Below are 18,634 nucleotides of genomic sequence, written 5' to 3'. Positions count from 1 at the left end.
ATAAAATATGAAACACGCTTTGAAATATTTATTACTTGTAGTATTTAGCGTCTGGTTAAATTGCAATGCCCAGGATGCACGTACATTAGTGCAGGAAGGTACGGAGCTTGCCGCGAAGCGTGAGCATGCCGGCGCAATTGAAAAATATAAAGCCGCCTTAAAATTAGAACCTGATAACAGCACTGCCAATTATCAAATGGCTTTTAGCTTGAACGCTACCGGGAAAGGGGTGGATGCCATACCTTATTTGCAAACGGTGGTTGCTGCCGGTCCGTCAGCATCGGTTACTGCTTCGGCCTACAGCCTGATGGGTAGTATATATGATAAAAACCGGCAACCTAAACAAGCGGTTGAAAGCTATTTGCAGGCTATAAAGGCCGCGCCCGATGATTATACATTGCATTATAATATCGCCCTGGCGTATTTCAGGGCTAGGCAGTACGCTGAAGCTGAGAAAAGCGCCCTTACCGTGCTCGCGGCCGATCCGAAACACACTGCGAGCTTGCGCCTATACGCGCTGGTAACATTTCATCAGAACAAGCGGGCACCGGCCCTGCTGGCACTTTGCCGTTTTTTAGCGCTCGAACCAAACGGGGTCAGTAGTGCCGAAGCTTACGGCAATTTGCAAAGTATTTTAAAAGGTGGTTCCCTTAAACTGGTGCCGGGCGAAAAAGCTCCTGTGGTAGATGCGTTGAATAAAAAGTTGAATCAGGCTATTACTTTGGCGGTTGGTGGCGTAAAGAAGGGCGGGGCAACGGCACCACTGCTGGCTAAACAGTTAAGCGCGGTATTCAAAGCGCTCGGCTTAGTACTTGAAAAGCAAGCCGAGCCATTTTTAAGCAGTTTAGCTACCGGATATTACCAGCTGGCGCAAGCCGACCGTATGGCCGAATTTGCCGATCATATAAGCCAGAGCGTTGATAAAGCCGCTGCTGCACGGGCAAAAGCAAGTGGCAGGCAGGAGTTTTAGAATTATTGTAGGTGCTTCGGCAAGCCCACCAATGACCGCGTTTGCCAAGGCGCTATTTTACTTTTTTACGATTTCCTTACCGGTGCTTTTGCTTTTAACTTTAAGATTAAGCATTTCAACCATTACCGAAAAGGCCATAGCAAAGTAAATGTATCCTTTCGGGATATGTTGCTCCAGCGCTTCGGCCAATAGCGATACGCCGATAAGTAGCAGGAACGACAGGGCCAGCATTTTAACCGTAGGGTGTTTGTTTACAAAGTTAGCCACACTGCCCGATGCCCACATCATAATACCCACGGCAATAACCACCGCGGCTATCATAATCTCCACGTGATCAGCCATACCAACTGCCGTGATCACCGAATCAAGGGAGAAAACTATATCCAGTATCATGATCTGGAAAATAGTGCCCCAAAACGAATGGCCTTTTACATTGCCGGTGTCATCATCGTCGCCCTCAATTTTACCATGTATTTCGTGTGTGCTTTTGTAGATCAGGAATAAGCCGCCAATCAGCAGGATAAGATCCCGGCCGGAGATGGCCAGTTTTTCTACCCATTCCGGGTCAGTTATGCCAAATATTCCCGAAAGGTTAAACAATGGTGAGGTAAGGCGCATAACCCAACTTATAGATAACAGCAGCAATATACGCGTGATCAGTGCCATGCCTAAGCCCATACGTCTGCCTTTGGCCTGTTGGTCTGCCGGTAGTTTATCAGCAAGTATCGAGATGAATATAATATTATCAATACCCAATACAATTTCCAGTACTGTTAGGGTAATGAGAGATATCCAGGTTTCCGGGTTCGAGAAAATTTCCATGCTATGTGTAAAGTGTCGCTAAAATACAAAACCCCCGCCACAGGGCAAGGGTTTTAATAATTAGTATTTAACAGAGTAAAAATTATTCAAACTTTACGCTGCCATAATTTGAATTGATAACGATTGTGCCGTTGCTGCCTTTACCCAGCTTGCCTTTAAAGGTTTTGGTAGGGTTAAAGCCGCGCTCCTCGTCAGACGGGTTTTTGTTTACCACGTTAACCACATCGTTATTGTAATTAAAGCTGCCGTAGTGTACGGTTACATCAAAATCAACATTTAACGGTTCGCTTACGCCTATTTTCACGCCGGAGTATGATGAATTTACCACAAGGTTTTTCAGGCTTTTATCAAGCGAAGTTATGTTTAGGCCACCGCTGTATTTTACATTAATATTGCCCGAGGTTTTGATGTTGCCTATTTTGGCCGAGCCATAACTTACCTTAGCTGTAAGCTTTTCGCATTCGCTTAGGTTAAGGTTGCCGTATGCCACATTTAAATCGCTGCCGTTAAGGCCCTCAATAGTAGCGCTGCCGTATTTCACATTAATATCATTAGCCGGGTTGCTCAGCGTTTTGGCCACAAAATTACCGTATGAATGATTGATGGTAACTTTGCCGTATAAATCCGGAAGCACGGTGCTCCCATACCGGTTTGTAACCGCCAGGCTGTTTTTGGCCGGCATGTAAACGGTGTAGTTTATTTCGATACGGCGAATGCTGCGACGGCTGCCGCTGATAAACGACCACGAACCGCTGTTGTTGCTATTGCCCATGTTTGTTTTAAACCATACGGTTTGCCCGTCGCGCCCGTCGGCAATGGTAACTTCGTCGAGCATTTTTTGGGCCTGGCCCTCTTTGTTGGTGGCAACCTTTACCTGTACATCAACCTTAAATTCATTTTTGTTCCAGGTATTAATGGTTACTTTGCCGTAGCGGTTATCAATACTTAACAAATCATTCCGGTCGGCAGGGTAAGTTTTGCTGTAGTTTTTTACCTTTTCTTCCAGGTCGTCATCGTCATCAACGCTGTTTATGGTGCTGTTGTTAACATTCACACGGCTAAGATCCAGATCAATATCGTCGAGGTCAATATCAATGTCGCCTACTGCTGCAAGGCTTTTGTCCAGGTTAGCCAGGCTCAGGTTTAAATCCTTATTCATATTTTTAAGGCTTACGGCAAGTTCCTGGTTAAGCTTTTTAAGCTCCTTGCCATTGACGTTAACATGAAAATCCTTTAGCTGTACCTTTAAATCATTAAGGGTTGCATCAATATCATCACTTACTGACGTGCCGCCGCTCAGCACAATTTTAGTGTTCGGCTTAACTGTTTTTGCCGGAGCAGCCGGTTTTTTTTGTGCCGATACAATGCCGGTTGCCAAAACAAAGGCCAGCAGCAGGTAAAATACCTTATATATTTTTGATCTCATTTTTTTGTTCTTTTTTCAATTCTTTAAATTGTTCTATCACATTCAGTTGCTGGTTAAGCACCTCGGTTTGTATCTGCAGGTTGCGTATCATGGCGCGCAGGGTACGCTCCTGGTTAGGGCTGGTTGCCAGGTCACTTTTAAGACGGGTATAAGCCGAATCCATTTTAGCAATTTCCTTGCTGAATTCATGATACAGCTGAGGGTCTATTTTGGCAACCGTTTTTAACTCATTGCGTTTGGTTTGCACTAATGATGCATAGTGCATTTGCTGCTTGGCATACGCCGGGTTAATATCGGCCAGTTCAATGCCCTGGTTGCTGCTGTTGCGCAGGTATAGCACAAAGCAAACACCCATTACTACAATAACACTGGCCGCCACCCTTAGCACAAAGCCTAACGAGAATGTTTTGGCCTCACTTTTTTTTGTCTTTTCCGGCTCTGAGGCCAGGTTGAGTTTTAGTTCAATACTGTCCCACAATTCCATACGTGGCTCAAGGTCGTTAAACTCGTCCTTGTTAGCTCTCATGAAATCTTCTAATCGCTTGCTCATGATGTTATTCCTTTTCTGCTTAAAATTTCGCCCAGTTTTCGTTTAGCGCGTAAAAACTGTGTACGCGATGTGTTTTCTGTAATATTTAAAATCTGCCCTATTTCCTCATGATCATATCCTTCGAGCAGGTAAAGCGAGATCACTACTCGGTAGCCTTCGGGGAGCTCCTTCATCGCCTCTTTTACAGCGGCTACCTTGTAATTTTTTTCCTCGTCCTCATCTATCTCCTCTTCAGGTATGTTCATCATCTTCTCGTCTTCCAGTTCAGTCCACTCCAGTTTGCGCTTACGGAGCAGGTTGATGGATCGCGATACAACAATTTGTTTGAGCCATAGGCCAAAGGTGGTTTCCTGCCTAAAATCGTGCACTTTATTAAAGGCATGCAAAAAAGCTTCCTGCAGTACATCTTCGGCTTCGCCAATATTGCCCACTATTCGATAGGCAATGTTCAGCATAGCTTTTGAGTACAGGCGATAGAGCTCATAGCAGGCTTTTTTACTGCCCTGCTTGCATTCAACCACCAGGTTGTAATGTTTGTCGATGTATATGGCTTCCAATTGTGATATTCAGCTTTCAGTCTATTAGACAGCAGATATATCGGGGTGTTGCACCATCAGCACAAAATATTATCAGAATGTTAAATTATTTTTCGGCAGCGCTTTGCAGCCATTGGTCAATAGCGCCAACGGCATTGGCGTGCCGTTCGGCGCCAAGGCCCGATACAACCTTATAATCGGCATTTAATGCCTGTAGTTCACGGTGCCATATGGCCATAAAATGTTCGCGCAGATCAGGGAAATCGCGCAGGGGGTCGTCCTGCCAGGGCATATCAATATCAAGCAGTAGGTAAAGGTCATACGGGTGGTCGGCAAGCTCATCCAAAACTTCCTGCGGCGAACGGCCGAACAGGTGGTCGCTCCATATTTTTATGGTGATAAAAGTAGTATCGCAAATCAGTAGCTTATTAGCCCGGGGTATAAGTTTTTCCTCAAGCTCCAGCTGGCCGTAAAACATATTCAGTTCATCTTGCCAGGTATATTCGCGGTTTAGGTTTTCGCAATATTCGCGAGCGTATTCGGGCACCCAAATGGTATGGTAATGCTCAGCCAGGTACGTTGCCATAGTTGATTTACCTGTGGATTCAGGCCCTACAACTGCTATCTTAACAATGTTTTTATCCATTTAAGGTACTTTGTTGCTGTTTATGGTATTCGCGCCGCCACTCTATGCAACCCATGGCGGCCATAATTATATAAACCGCGTACATAACGGCGGTGAGGTGCAAATCTTTAAAATAGTAGATACCAACATAAATTATATCAACAAAAATCCATAGCAGCCAGTTTTGCAGTACGCGGCGCGCCATAAGTATTTGCGCTACCACGCTGCATGCCGCGCAAAAACTATCCAGGTAAGGGAATGATGCTGAAGTATACCGCAAGCCGCTGCCTAATATTACGGTAACGGTAAAAATGCTCAGTGCTGCAATGGCCATTTGTTTTGTAGTTATTGCCGCAACCGGCGCCAGGCCCGTACCGTTGGGTTTGCGCAGCCAGTAATACCAGCCATAAATGTTCATGCCCAAAAAGTAAACCTGCAGGCCCATGTCGGCAAATAAATGAGCCTTATAAAATATGTATAGATAAATGCTTACGCTGATGATTGCCAAGGGCCAGTTAAGAATACTGTTGCGTGCTGCAAGGTAAACGCAGGCCAGTCCGGTAAGTACAGCAATAAGTTCGTACCAGGTTTGGTACTGCCACCATTGCTGCAACTCGGCGCTAAAATTCATTATGTCAAATATAGCGTTTTAAATAGTGTTCGCATTTGCATACAAAAGCTACACTTTGTATTTAATAAGCTACATGTATGTGTTTCTTAATACATACACTTTGTCCGCTATTTACCCAAAAGTTTAAATAAACGGGCTTACGCTTAAACTATGAATAATTTTTTTAACCCTTATTTAGGCGGTACGAGCTATAAACAGCTTATTGTAACGGCTTAGTTACATATCGATCTCTTTCGTGGCTCCTTGTTTGTTAATTACTGGATGACCTTGCGTTTATATCTGTGAAAAGAGAATAGAAACAACGTCTACCTGTGAAAAACATTTTTTAATCGAATTCTCAGACGCCCAGGCTGAGATGTTATGTTCTTTGTTTTGGGTTTAATCAATAGTTTAAATTAATTAGGGGAAAGGGAGCATGTAAAAATGCTCTCTTTTTTTGTTTATACATTTTTGGTTTTCCTGTTTAACACCATTCGCCAATAAGGCAAAATTACTTACCTTTGAAAGTATATTAATTTAGTAGACTTTTTTAAAGATGATTCAGTATATCCGTAGAGGACTATTTATATTCTCGGCCACAGTACTGGCCGCCTGTAGTAATCAACCATCCGCATTAAAAACCGGTACCTGGCGGGGCGTTTTAAAAACATCGGCAGGCGAGGGCATACCCTTTAACTTTGAGCTGGCCGATAGTGCAGGCAAGTATAAACTGAGCATCATTAACGGATCAGAGCGTTTTACCGTACCTGATGTAACTACCAAAGGCGACTCGGTATTTATCAAGATGCCTTTGTTCGATTCAGAATTCGCTTTAGCTAAAGCATCTGATGGCGGTTTACAAGGCAAATGGATAAAACATTTAGCTACTGACAACGTGGCGATGGATTTTACAGCCACACCCAATACCCAATGGCGCTTTTTTAAGGATAAGAAGCCGGCATCCGCAAACGTTGGCGGGCGCTGGTCGGCCATATTTGGTGAGGGCGATAAGGCTGATACAACCGTTGGCGAATTTAAACAAGAAGGCAACAAATTAACCGGCACCTTTTTGACCACCACCGGCGATTACCGCTTTTTGGAAGGTACCGTAGTGGGCGATAGCCTGTACCTTTCGTGCTTTGATGGCGGACATGCTTACCTGTTCAAGGCCAAAGTTGCGGGTGCTGATAAAATTGAGGGCGGTAAATTCTACGCGGGCCTATCCGGCACAGATGTTTGGCAAGCAACAAAAAATGAGCAAGCTAAGTTACCCGATGCTTACTCGCTTACTGCCTTAAAGCCCGGTTACAAAAAGCTGGATTTCACCTTCCCGGATCTGGATGACAAAAAAGTATCTATTAATGATGAACGCTTTAAAGGCAAGGTAGTGATGGTGCAGATATTGGGCTCGTGGTGCCCCAACTGTATGGACGAAACCGCTTACCTGGTTAACTACTATAAAAAGTATCAACCCAAAGGTGTGGAGATCATTGGTTTGGCTTACGAGCGCACTAAGGATTTTGATAAGTCAGTTAAGGCCTTAACCCGATTGAAGGAAAGGTTTGACATCACCTACCCCATACTGATCACCGGCTACACGCCCGATAAGGGCGAAGCGGCCAAGAGCCTGCCCGGCCTGAGCAAAGTGGTAGGCTTTCCTACAACCATTATTATTGATAAAAAGGGCGATGTGCGTAAGATTCATACCGGCTTTAGTGGCCCTGCCACCGGCGAACACTATACCGAATTCGTCAACGAATTTGAAAAGCTAACGGATGATCTGTTGGCTGAGAAATAAAAAATGTTTTATTATGGATTGAGGAACAACCCTCCCTCAATAGCTGGGATGATTTTTTTCTCGTTAGCGGTATCAAACAGCAGCCTGATGGCTTTTTTGCCTTCCTCGCCTAAGTCTACCGAGTATTTGTTAACATACAGCTCGATGTGCTTATACATCACTTCCTCACTCATTTCCTGGGCATGTTTGCGGATAAACTCCAAGCCTGATTTCGGATTGGTGAAGGCATACTCCACCGATTTACGCAACACCCGGTTTACCTTGTGCTGCACATCGGCAGGCAGGTTACGGTTAGCCACAATACCACCAAGCGGAATGGGGCAGCCGGTTTTTTTCTCCCAGTAATCGCCCAGGTCGATGATCTTTTTCAGGCCCTTATCCTGGTAAGTAAAGCGGTTTTCGTGGATGATGAGGCCAATGTCTATTTTTTCGATTACTAAAGCATCTTCAATCTCATTAAATACCAGTTCCTGTTTATTGATAGCTTCAGGAAAAGCCAGTCCCAACAAAAAGTTAGCGGTGGTATATTTGCCCGGAATACCTATTTTGAGATTTGAGATTTGAGATTTGAGATTGGAGATGATCTCGTCCACATCATTTCCTGCGGTATAATCCTTTTTCGAGATCAGCATCGGGCCTACACCAAAGCCAAGGGCGCTACCGCTGTCAAGCAAGATATATTGATCGGCCACGTAGGCAAAGGCATGGTAGCTTAGTTTAGTAATATCAAGCTCGCCGCGAAAGGCTTTTTGGTTGAGTGTTTCCACATCATCATAAAAAACCTCAAATTCCAGTCCTTCGGTATCAATTTTATGGTGAATAAGGGCATCAAATATAAAGGTATCATTAGGGCAGGGCGAAAAGCCGAGGGTTAGTTTCATAGTTAGTACATTTTAATCTTTCAACAGATCAGCCAGCAACTCGGCAGCAAATGTATTCAGATTTTTAATGGCAGGCCCTATCTGCCATGCCGCCCGGTTACGTTTCTCCACGTAATTTGACACTGACCTGATCTGCACGCAAGGCACACCCACCTGTTTGCAGGCGTAAAAAAAAGCGGCACCCTCCATGCTTTCAAGGTCGGCGTTTATGCGGCTGCTTAGTTTTTGTATAGATGCCTCGTTGCCGTGCACGGTATTTACGGTAACGGCGGTTGCCTTTTTTATATGGACGGATGGCGGTAAAGGATAAGTAGCCATAAACCGGCTTTCGCCAAAACCGAGATCATCAATAGTGATAAATGCTCCATCATCCTCGGCACCCAATTCAACCAAAGTGTCCTCGGTAACCTCGCACACGGTACCAAGGGCAATGTTGCGGTTAAAACTACCGGCAATGCCCAGGTTAATTGCCAAGTCATATTGATGTGTTGCCAGATGCCTGCCCAGCGCAAATGCCGTAGCCACCATACCTGCCCCGGTGATGAGCAGTGCGCAGTTGCTGGCAGTTGGCAGTTGGCGGTTGGCGGTTAACAGTTGGTTATTATTTAAATCCGAAATTGAAAATCCGAGCTCCGAAATCAATCCGCCGACTTCCGGCTGTGTGGCTGCTACAATAAGTACCTGCATAATGGCATAATTATCATGGCTAATATAAAACAACTCACCTGTTTTTGTTTTGTATATTTGCACCCACAATTATTATGATGATCTATATAACGCGCAGAGAACATTTTAACGCGGCCCACCGTATGTACAGGGACGAGTGGAGCGAAGAAAAAAATGCTGAGGTATTTGGCAAGTGCGCTAACCCTAACTGGCATGGCCACAATTACAATCTGTTTGTAACCATAAAGGGGCAAATAAGTTATGAAACCGGTTACCTGATGGATTTGAAAGATCTGAAAGCCATTATACAGGAATATATTGTTGAAAAGCTGGATCATAAAAACCTGAACAAGGATGTTGATTTTATGCAGGGCAAAATGGCATCAACCGAGTTACTGTGCATCGAGATTTTTAACCAGCTTAAATCGCCCATTGAGGCCAACCAAGGCGTATACCTGCACTCGGTACGCCTGCACGAAACTGAAAATAATTATGCTGAATACTTTGGCGAATAATATTTACTGATGGATAACAACCGCCACATACCCGACCGCGATGACGACATTGACGGTTACGAAAAAATAGACCGCTACAACCCCGACCTGATTGAAAGCCTGAAAGGCCATTACCACGAAGTGCTAAAACTGATCGGTGAGCATCCCGGTCGCGAAGGCTTGCTTAAAACGCCCGAGCGTATGGCCAAGGCCATGCTTTACCTAACGCATGGATATGACCTGAATGCCGAGGAGATACTCAAATCGGCCATGTTTAAGGAGGATTACAGCCAAATGGTTGTAGTTAAGGATATTGAGGTATACTCCATGTGCGAGCACCATATGCTGCCCTTTTTAGGTAAGGCGCATGTTGCCTACATACCTAATGGCTATGTAGTAGGCCTGAGCAAAATACCACGTATAGTTGATGTGTTTGCCCGCCGCCTGCAGGTGCAAGAGCGTTTAACTAATGAGATACGTGATTGTATACAGCAAACCCTTAACCCGATTGGCGTAGGCGTGGTAATTGAGTGCCGCCACATGTGCATGAGCATGCGCGGCGTACAAAAGCAAAACTCGGTAACCACCACATCGGCATTTACAGGTGCATTTTTGCAGGATAAAACACGCACCGAATTTTTGAATCTTATTTCATCAAGATTGAGTTAGTGAGTAGAGATTAGTAATCAGAGGTTAGTGATCAGTATTTTCTTCTTACTAAACTCTAACCACCAACCCCTAATCACTACCCCAAACCATAACCCAATTAAAAAGTTAATAACTAATCACTGATTAACCGATCACTGATCAACAAATAAAACATGAACGCATATATTTTTCCGGGCCAAGGCGCACAGTTTGTAGGTATGGGTAAAGACCTTTACGAAACATCAGACGAAGCACGCGCGCTTTTTGAAAAAGCTAATGATATTTTAGGCTTTAGCATTACCGACATTATGTTTAACGGTACCGATGAGGACCTTAAACAAACCCGCGTAACACAGCCGGCTATATTTTTACACTCGGTTATTTTTGCCAAGGTTTTAGGCGATAGCTTTAAGCCTGATATGGTTGCCGGTCACTCATTGGGCGAATTCTCTGCCTTGGTATCAGCCGGAGCTTTAAGTTTTGAAGATGGTTTGCGGTTAGTTGCCGCCCGAGCCAACGCCATGCAAAAAGCCTGTGAACTTCAACCATCAACCATGGCCGCTATTTTAGGGCTGGATGATTTTACAGTTGAGGATATTTGCCAGCAGGTGAGCGATGTGGTTGTTCCGGCTAATTACAATTGCCCGGGCCAACTGGTTATCTCAGGCACCATAGCCGGTGTTGATGCCGCTTGCGAAAAACTTACCGCCGCAGGCGCCAAACGTGCGCTTAAACTAAATGTAGGTGGAGCCTTTCACTCGCCTTTAATGGAGTCGGCACGTGTGGAGCTGGAAGCCGCCATTGTAGCGACTAACATAAAAGCGCCGGTTTGCCCTATCTACCAAAATATAGATGCCAAGCCGTATACTGATCCGGAAAAGATAAAAGAAAACCTGATAGCCCAGCTTACTGGCGCTGTACGCTGGACGCAAACCGTTAAGCATATGCTGGAGGATGGCGCCACCTCGTTTACCGAGGTAGGGCCGGGCAATGTACTGCAAGGCCTTGTGAAAAAGGTTGACAGGGGTGTTGCAACGGCGAGCGCAACCATCAATCAATAGCACACAGATAAGGCCACCCTCACAAGTGGCTTTATTTTTTTAATTTTATCCGCCTAAAAAAATATACCGAATTGAGTTACAGGGTTAAAATACGTTTGCTGCTGGCCTTGCTTACCGTAAGCTTGTTTATAACGGCCGTTATTCTGCCTAATTCATATACGCCTGGCCGCACGCTCGAGCAAACCGCCCGCATACTTGAAGATAACATCCACGAAAGGGAGCATTTTATAGAGGAAATACTAAATGATTCGGTAAAGTTTAACGAGTTGAGGCAACTGCGCAAAAACGACCAGCTTGCCCTTAAGCTAATAAAAGATTATACCGTTAAAAACCATATATGGTTTATTACCCTTGATAGCGGCAGCCTTTCGTTCTGGAGCGGCGTTAAGGTGTTGCCGCCTAACCCGGGGCGCATAAAGCCGGGGCGTTCCTTTATAAAACAGCCTAACGGCTATTACGAAGCCGTGCGTAAGGATGATGGCGCTTTTTCGGCTATCTTTTTATTCCCGATAAAACAAAACTACGCCTTTCAAAATAATTACCTGCGCAACGGCTTTACCAAGGATCTGCTGAAGGATGACGATGATATTGTTGACCTGGCTGATTTTACCGACCGGCAATTTTATCCGGTTCACAGTGTAAGCGGGCAATACCTTTTTGGGGTAAAACTAAAAAACGACGCCGTAAACAGCCGGTATTTTTATTCGGAATTAACAGTATGGTTCTTTGCCTTTTTAGTACTCTGCCTGTTGGTTAATGATCTTTGCCTGCAGCTTGCGCGCAGGGGCAAGGCATTGCTCTCTATTGTGCTGTTGGTTTGCTTTATCAGCGCGTTAAGGTTTGTAAACCTGTTTTATCGCTGGCCCGATTTTACCTTCAAGCTCGACCTGTTTAATCCGAGCCACTACGCGTCTAACGCGCTGTTCCCTTCGCTTGGCGATTTTTGCATCAACATACTGTTCACCACGTGGCTGGCAGCCTTTATTTACGTAAACCGCAACTATCTGCTCAATAACATCCGCAGCAGGGCGGGTAGCTATGCTGTATTGCTTGGCTGCTCGGCATTTATAGTAGGCATATCGGCTTGGCTGCTGGAGCTGTTTAAGGGCCTGATCATTAATTCAAATATCAATTTTGATGTAACCAATGTGCTTAACTTATCGGGCCTTAGCGTAGTTGGTTTAGGGGTATTGTGCTTCGCTTTTTTAATATTCTATCTAATTAATGATGCTTTCGCGGCTATCTGCATCAAACTGCCTATTTCAAACGCGCATAAGGCTTTTGTTTTTTTAATGGTGATTGTAACGGCAACGGCTGTTTACACATGGATCAATAGCTTCAACGTTTTCTTCTTACTAATGGGTGTAATGGTGTTCATCCGGGCGTATGATTACCGTTTTGCTGATGGACGCCTCTCTGCCGTGCCCTTGCTTATCATGGTTTTTGTAGGGGCTATTATATCGTCGTTAGAGTTAAACACCTTTCAATCTATTAAAGAAATAGGGCAGCGCAAACTCCTGATAAAAAAATTGCTGGTGCCCGATGACGCCAACGTCAACGAATCATTAGGCAAGCTGGAAAAGCGCATTTTAAAAGATACCGAAGTAACAGGGGCTTTTGGAAAGCCCGGACAGGACGCCGCCCTGAAAACGCGTTTGCAAAAGCTGTATTTTGATGGTACGCTTTCGCGTTATGAGTTGAACATCCACCAGTTTGATAATAACGAGCAACCGCTGGGCACCGACACCAGCTACTCGCTGAGCGTATTTAAGGATCTGGTAATGTACAGCTCCTTTAAAGTGTCTAACTATTTTTACCGGGAGAATGAATCGTTCGGCTCGCAAAATTATTTCGCGGTGATGCCTGTGAGCGATCAGGGCGTTCGTAAAGGTTGCATCGTGATCGAGTTGCGGTCAAAAAAGCTGAACAACCCGAGGGCTTTTCCGGAGTTGCTGGTTGAGGGCGTAAATAACCAAAGCGATGAATTTAAAAACTACTCGTACGCCTTTTACACTGATGGCCGCCTGGTAACCCAAAGCGGTAATTATGTGTACGATGTGGTTAACAAAACTTTTGATGCGCCGGTAACTACCTACCGGTTTGTTACAACAAACAGCATTTATCCGGAATGGTACCGTACATTTTCGCGGCATAACCATTTGGTGTTCAAACAATCCAAACGTAATGTTATTGTGGTAAGCCGCAGCGAAAATTCATTGTTTTTTGGTGTAACCGCGCTTACCTTCTTTTTTGTACTGCTGTTGCTGTTTAGTTTGCTGGTGGTGCTTATACGCTGGTTGTGGTTGCGTATACGTATTTTATATGTGAGCGATAACCGGATAAAATGGGGCTTCCGCATCAACTTTGATAAAATATTGTACAAAACGCGTATCCAGTTCTCAATGATATTGGCTGTTGTGTTTACGCTGATTATTGTTGGTTTCATAACTTTCCTGTTCATCAGTACACAGTATAACTCACAGCAGGAGGAAATGATACGCGGTAAGATTGCCCGCATAACCGAGGCCTTTGAAAAAGGGCAGTTTAACAAGTATATCGACAATATCAACAAAGAAAAACTTACCGATTTTGACGAACTGGCCAATACCTACTCGGCCGATCTGACGCTGTTTAACCTGCAGGGCATACCGCTTATAAGTACGCAGCCAAAAATTTACGAGTATGGTTTGCACGTAAAACGCATGAATGCACGTGCGTTTATTTACATGAACAGGTTCCAGAAATCAGAGTATGTAAATGATGAGCAGATAGGCGATTTGAATTACAAATCGGTATATGCGCCGCTTAAAAACAATAAGCAGGAAACGGTAGCCTATTTGCAGTTGCCCTATTTTTCAAACGAGGTTGATTATAAAACCCAGGTTGGCGCACTGCTCAATGCCATGATAAACGTTTATGCACTCGTTTTTATAGCTATAGGGTTGCTGGCCGTTATCATCGCGAGACAAATTACCGCGCCGCTCAATTTTATTCAGAACAGCCTGAGCCGCATAATATATGGTAAGAAGAACGAGCCGATACGATGGGACCGTGACGATGAGATAGGCGCGCTGGTTAAGGAGTATAACAAAATGATAGCCGCTTTGGAGAACAGCGCGCAAAAACTGGCACAATCTGAAAGGGAGAGCGCCTGGCGCGAAATGGCCAAACAGGTTGCCCATGAAATTAAAAACCCGCTTACGCCGCTAAAGCTGGGTTTGCAGTTGCTTGATAAATCATGGAAAGACAAGGATCCCAAGTTCGACCAGAAATTTGAGCGCTTCAGCAAGTCGTTTGTGGAGCAGATAGAGAGTTTGTCGTCTATCGCCTCGGAGTTCTCGGCCTTTGCAAAAATGCCCGATACCAAAATGGTAAAGCTAAACCTGTTTGAGGTGCTTAACCAGGCTGTGATCATTTTTAAGCAGATGGATAACCTGACCATAAACTACCAGGCCCTTGAGCATCCGTTCATCATCAATGCTGACCGCGACCAGCTGCTGCGCTGCTTTAACAACTTGCTTAAGAATGCTATTGAAGCCACCCCGCCGGACAGGAACGGCGTGATAGATCTTAACTATCTCATCACCAGTAAAAACATCTTACTGAGCATTAAAGATAATGGTAACGGTATACCCGAAAATATGCGCGAGAAGATATTTGAGCCAAACTTTACCACCAAGAGCTCGGGCACCGGTTTGGGGCTGGCATTTATCAAAAACTCCATAGAAAACGCCGGCGGAAAGGTTTGGTTTGAAACCGAGCTTAACGTAGGTACTACCTTTTACTTAAGCCTGCCTTCGGCAGATGATGTTCAGTAGTGTAACTTAACAAACATACAAATCAATATAAACCATAAAGGCCTCAGCAATACTGAGGCCTTTATGGTTTATATACTTATTTTAAATGCGATAGCAGCGAGAAATCTGTTTGTGTTTATAACAAAGGGATAGATTTCTCCTCGTACCTTGTTCGAAATGACGTGCTATTATTTCCTCTTCCCAAGCTGTAAATTATTTCAGTGTAATGCTGCTTTTACCCATGCTGAAACCATCCGAATAAAGCATAACGGTATAGGTGCCTTTTTGGAATGGCGAAGGGTTTACCCAATCAATAGTGTAAGCGCTGCCGTCATCTCTGAAATCAATAGCCGTTTTGTAGCTGTATTGCATTTCCTGGTCATCAGCGGTGAAGCTGCCTGCATCGGCCGAGGTAATCAGGTTGCCGGTTGGGTCCAACACGCGTACGTAAACATCGTGCAGGGCTTTGGCTGCAACACCGTTGGGTACAAGTGTAAAGTTGATCTTAAACTTTTTAGCCGACTTAGCCTTGGTAACGTCTGACTCTTTGCCGCTATCCTTTACTTTGTAGGCCACTACTTCGGCTGCTGACAATTTTAAAGCGGCAGCTTGTTGTACCTTGGTATTCAGTTCCTGGTTTTGTTTTTCAAGTGTTGTGGCTTTTTCTGATACTGCCGCCAGGTTTGATTTCAGTGTATCGCGCTCGGTTAGTAATGATGAGTTCTGTTTTTTCAGCTCCTCAATATCGGCAGTGTATTTAGTTACAAAATAGCGGAGTTGTTTTACATCCTCACGTGCTTTGGCCAGTTCAGCGGCGGATAGTTTGCCTTTAGCCAGCTCAGCCCTCAAAACGCGGATCTTGGTTCGCAGCGAATCGTTTTTGGCCTGTAACTCGGCAGACATTTTCGTTTTAGCGCTGTTAACCAGTTCAATTTGCGCCTCAAGGCTGTCCAGTTCGGTTTTTAATCTTAACTTTTCGTCGTTAACAAACACCACCCTCGTGTCCGATTTGTTTTTTTGCAGGTACAGGTACACATCAGTACCCAGCAATGCAATAACAACAACAATTAAAAAATAAATAACGTTCGAATTCTTTTTTACCGGTTTTTCAGAAGGGTTCTCCATAAATAAGTTAGTTTAACGCTTGGCCCGCCGCGCAGGCCTGTAGCTTGGCATGTAACTATTACTTAGTGTTTTATTGTAATATTACGGCTTTCAATACCGTTTTTAATGGGTATCGCTTATCCGCTAAATTAAGTACAATATGCTTAAAACACAAAATTGGCCGATTTATTATCTGTAATAATAAAACTGTACCTGCACAGTTTATATCTTTGCAGATTAATTGATAAACCGTTTTTTGATGCGTATCTACTCCGTTGCTGTATTATACATTTTGCTGGTGCTGTCGGGTTTACGTGTGTATGCACAGCCTGCACGGGAGCTTGAGATAGCCGATAACTATAAACCCGAACCCAAGCGTGAGTTTAGGGGGGTGTGGATAGCCACTGTTGTAAATATCGACTGGCCGAGCAGTTCACGCTCGTTACCGGACAAGCAGAAAACCGAACTGCTTACTTTGCTTGATGAGCATCATGAAACCGGAATCAACGCCGTTATGCTGCAGGTACGCCCGGCTGCCGACGCGCTTTACGCCAAGAGCTTTGAGCCATGGTCAAAATACCTTACCGGGCAGCAGGGGAGGGCACCATCGCCAAATTACGATCCGCTGGAGTTTGCCGTAACCGAGGCGCATAAACGCGGTATGGAACTGCATGCCTGGTTTAACCCTTACCGGGCTACTTTTGATAAGAATTTTAACGCTGTTGCAAGCGATCATATTACCCGCTTAAAACCCGAGTGGTTTTTTACCTATGGCGGTATTAAACTGTTTAACCCGGGCATACCGGAGGTTAGGGAATACATTGTGCGGGTAGTACTCAATGTGGTTAATAATTATGATGTTGACGGTATACACCTCGATGATTATTTTTACCCGTACCCCATAGCCGGCCAGCGCATAAACGACCAGGAAGCATTTGAAAAATATGGCACCGGTTTTACCGACATAAAGGACTGGCGCCGCAATAATGTAGACGTATTGATAAAAATGCTGAGCGACAGTATACACGCACACAAGCCTTCTATGAAATTTGGTATCAGTCCGTTTGGAATATGGGCTAATAAATACCAGAACCCTGAAGGTTCTGAAACCAACGGCGGCTCATCTTATTACGAACAATATGCCGATAGCCGTAAATGGATACGTGAGGGGTGGCTGGATTACATTAACCCGCAATTATACTGGCCTATAGGTAACCGAGCGGCCGCGTTTGATAAGCTTGCCGACTGGTGGAGCAACAATACCAATAACCGGCATTTATATATCGGGCAGGCGCCATACCGTTTGCTGGAAAGAAAGACAGCCGCTTTCCGTAACCCATCTGAATTGCCTAACCAAATTAACTACCTGCGCAATAATCCGCGTGTGCAGGGCAGTGTTTACTTTAGTTCGAATTCGCTGATCAGTAATCCGCTGGGTATTGCCGATTCGTTGCGTAACACGTATTACCGTTACCCCGCATTGCCGCCGCCTATGCTTTGGCTGGATTCTGTTGCGCCTAACGTGCCGCGTAATCTCACCGTAAAGGAAACCGGCAGGGGTGTGCGCCTAAGCTGGCAGGAACCCACCCCCGCACATGATAGCGAACCGGTTTATGGCTACGTGATCTACCGTTTTGAAGAAGGTGAGCGTACTGATATCAACGACCCTAAAAATATCATCAGCATTAAGTACAACGCCGACCTGTTTTACGACGATAACACCGCGCAAAAAGGAAAACATTACTTATACATTGTAACGGCCATCGACCGTATAAAAAACGAAAGCGAGCGTTCGCCTGCTGTCGCGGTAAGCAATTAAAGGCTGATCAGTCCTTTGTTTTGCAGATTTTTCAGATACACGTCAATAGCGGAATCGCCCATGCCGTAAATGCCGTTATCTGCCCAAAAAGCCTGGTAGATAGCTGCGCGATCGGTTACTCCTTTGTTGTATATAAGCAATAATTGCTCTTCAATATAATTAAGGCCCTGATCATTGGTTTTTAAGCGTTTTAAGTGTGCTTCTAACGCAGGCTTTAATAACGTCATGTTGGCCCAAAATGGCGTGCCGGTTATAAATGCTTCAATTTTTGCGGTCTCACCTGTACAATATGCCGTCCATGCTTCGGCGGCCAGGGTCATGTCATACCCGGTGAGTTGTACCCGTATATTGTCATACAAATAATCCAGCTCGGTACCGCTTAATTCGCCCAGTCCTTTAAATTCCGGTTTACCCGGGTATTCGGCGGGGCAAACCAGGTATATGCTCTGCTCGTTTAAATCAGAGTGCAGGCGCAGCAAATTTAATACGCCCAGCAGGTTTACCTGGCAATGCAAATCGAACTCAAACCACAAGGTAATCTCGTTGTAAGGGCAGCTAAGTTTGGCAATTTCATCAATCACCTTGGTTTGATATTCGTCAGCAGGTGCGTTAAACTGCGTGGTTATCCAGGCCGACCGCAATTCCCAAAACCTGGCGGATGATATATCTTCAATAACCGGCCCCTCGGCTAATATTTCGCGCCATATCAATACGTCGCCATCAAGCCCGGTGCCGTTAAAGCCATGCAGCATGGCATCGCCGTTAAGTATATGCAGTTGTTTTTCCATAGATAATACAAAGCTACCAAATGCATTGCAACTAAAAAG

17 protein-coding genes are annotated in these 18,634 nt (G+C 44.8%); 7 read left to right on the top strand and 10 right to left on the bottom strand.

Features of this window, described 5'->3' with window-relative positions:
* Positions 1-7 precede the first annotated feature (7 nt).
* A complete protein-coding gene (locus ABD960_RS17240; RefSeq protein WP_345333059.1) occupies positions 8-970 on the top strand; it encodes a tetratricopeptide repeat protein in 963 nt (320 codons plus the stop codon).
* 57 nt (positions 971-1,027) lie between these two features.
* Here the strand turns inward: ABD960_RS17240 and ABD960_RS17235 are convergent, their stop codons facing one another.
* The 6 genes from ABD960_RS17235 to pnuC all read right to left on the bottom strand — a co-directional run bounded on the left by ABD960_RS17235 (position 1,028) and on the right by pnuC (position 5,560).
* Positions 1,028-1,792, bottom strand: a complete 765-nt coding sequence (locus tag ABD960_RS17235; protein WP_345333056.1) for a TerC family protein — start codon at positions 1,790-1,792, stop codon at positions 1,028-1,030.
* Positions 1,793-1,874: 82 nt separating this feature from the next.
* Positions 1,875-3,218, bottom strand: coding sequence for a DUF4097 family beta strand repeat-containing protein (locus ABD960_RS17230; RefSeq protein ID WP_345333053.1), 1,344 nt, complete (start codon positions 3,216-3,218; stop codon positions 1,875-1,877).
* Entirely contained in the window at positions 3,199-3,768 is a 570-nt protein-coding gene (locus ABD960_RS17225) for a hypothetical protein (protein WP_345333051.1), read from the bottom strand. The genes ABD960_RS17230 and ABD960_RS17225 overlap by 20 nt, the downstream gene beginning before the upstream one ends.
* Entirely contained in the window at positions 3,765-4,325 is a 561-nt protein-coding gene (locus ABD960_RS17220; protein ID WP_345333048.1) for an RNA polymerase sigma factor, read from the bottom strand. Before ABD960_RS17220 ends, ABD960_RS17225 begins: the two co-directional genes overlap by 4 nt.
* Before the next feature lie 85 nt (positions 4,326-4,410).
* Positions 4,411-4,950, bottom strand: coding sequence for an AAA family ATPase (locus tag ABD960_RS17215; RefSeq protein ID WP_345333045.1), 540 nt, complete (start codon positions 4,948-4,950; stop codon positions 4,411-4,413).
* Entirely contained in the window at positions 4,943-5,560 is a 618-nt protein-coding gene (pnuC, locus tag ABD960_RS17210) for a nicotinamide riboside transporter PnuC (protein ID WP_345333042.1), read from the bottom strand. The genes ABD960_RS17215 and pnuC overlap by 8 nt, the downstream gene beginning before the upstream one ends.
* 535 nt (positions 5,561-6,095) lie before the next feature.
* On the opposite strand from pnuC, the gene ABD960_RS17205 reads away from it, so the two are divergent.
* On the top strand, positions 6,096-7,337 hold the full coding sequence (locus tag ABD960_RS17205; RefSeq protein WP_345333039.1) for a TlpA disulfide reductase family protein: 1,242 nt from the start codon (positions 6,096-6,098) through the stop codon (positions 7,335-7,337).
* 11 nt (positions 7,338-7,348) lie between these two features.
* Here ABD960_RS17205 and ABD960_RS17200 read toward each other — a convergent pair whose 3' ends face one another.
* Positions 7,349-8,218 (bottom strand): menaquinone biosynthesis family protein, encoded by an 870-nt coding sequence (locus ABD960_RS17200; protein ID WP_345333036.1) that lies wholly within the window; start codon positions 8,216-8,218, stop codon positions 7,349-7,351.
* Between the two features lie 12 nt (positions 8,219-8,230).
* Positions 8,231-8,905: a futalosine hydrolase gene (gene mqnB / locus ABD960_RS17195; RefSeq protein ID WP_345333034.1), complete on the bottom strand. Its 675-nt coding sequence runs from the start codon at positions 8,903-8,905 to the stop codon at positions 8,231-8,233.
* Between the two features lie 77 nt (positions 8,906-8,982).
* Here mqnB and ABD960_RS17190 point away from each other — a divergent pair, with 77 nt between their 5' ends.
* The 4 genes from ABD960_RS17190 (at position 8,983) to ABD960_RS17175 (ending at position 14,905) form a co-directional block, all read left to right on the top strand.
* A complete protein-coding gene (locus ABD960_RS17190) occupies positions 8,983-9,399 on the top strand; it encodes a 6-pyruvoyl trahydropterin synthase family protein (protein ID WP_345334474.1) in 417 nt (138 codons plus the stop codon).
* Positions 9,400-9,408: 9 nt separating this feature from the next.
* A complete protein-coding gene (gene folE, locus ABD960_RS17185; RefSeq protein WP_345333031.1) occupies positions 9,409-10,047 on the top strand; it encodes a GTP cyclohydrolase I FolE in 639 nt (212 codons plus the stop codon).
* Between the two features lie 152 nt (positions 10,048-10,199).
* Entirely contained in the window at positions 10,200-11,087 is an 888-nt protein-coding gene (gene fabD / locus ABD960_RS17180) for an ACP S-malonyltransferase (protein WP_345333029.1), read from the top strand.
* Positions 11,088-11,158: 71 nt separating this feature from the next.
* Positions 11,159-14,905, top strand: coding sequence for a sensor histidine kinase (locus tag ABD960_RS17175; protein WP_345333027.1), 3,747 nt, complete (start codon positions 11,159-11,161; stop codon positions 14,903-14,905).
* Between the two features lie 192 nt (positions 14,906-15,097).
* Here ABD960_RS17175 and ABD960_RS17170 read toward each other — a convergent pair whose 3' ends face one another.
* The gene (locus ABD960_RS17170) at positions 15,098-16,009 is read right to left on the bottom strand and encodes a hypothetical protein (RefSeq protein ID WP_345333024.1); all 912 of its coding nucleotides are present in this window, start codon (positions 16,007-16,009) and stop codon (positions 15,098-15,100) included.
* Positions 16,010-16,247: 238 nt separating this feature from the next.
* Here ABD960_RS17170 and ABD960_RS17165 point away from each other — a divergent pair, with 238 nt between their 5' ends.
* Positions 16,248-17,807, top strand: a complete 1,560-nt coding sequence (locus ABD960_RS17165; protein WP_345333022.1) for a glycoside hydrolase family 10-like protein — start codon at positions 16,248-16,250, stop codon at positions 17,805-17,807.
* Here ABD960_RS17165 and ABD960_RS17160 read toward each other — a convergent pair.
* On the bottom strand, positions 17,804-18,595 hold the full coding sequence (locus ABD960_RS17160; RefSeq protein WP_345333020.1) for a DUF1835 domain-containing protein: 792 nt from the start codon (positions 18,593-18,595) through the stop codon (positions 17,804-17,806). The genes ABD960_RS17165 and ABD960_RS17160 overlap by 4 nt on opposite strands.
* Positions 18,596-18,634 lie beyond the last annotated feature (39 nt).

The sequence above is a fragment of the Mucilaginibacter defluvii genome (assembly GCF_039543225.1).
In the GTDB taxonomy this organism is placed as follows: Bacteria; Bacteroidota; Bacteroidia; order Sphingobacteriales; family Sphingobacteriaceae; genus Mucilaginibacter; species Mucilaginibacter defluvii.
This window is presented reverse-complemented; position numbering and strand designations above follow the sequence as displayed.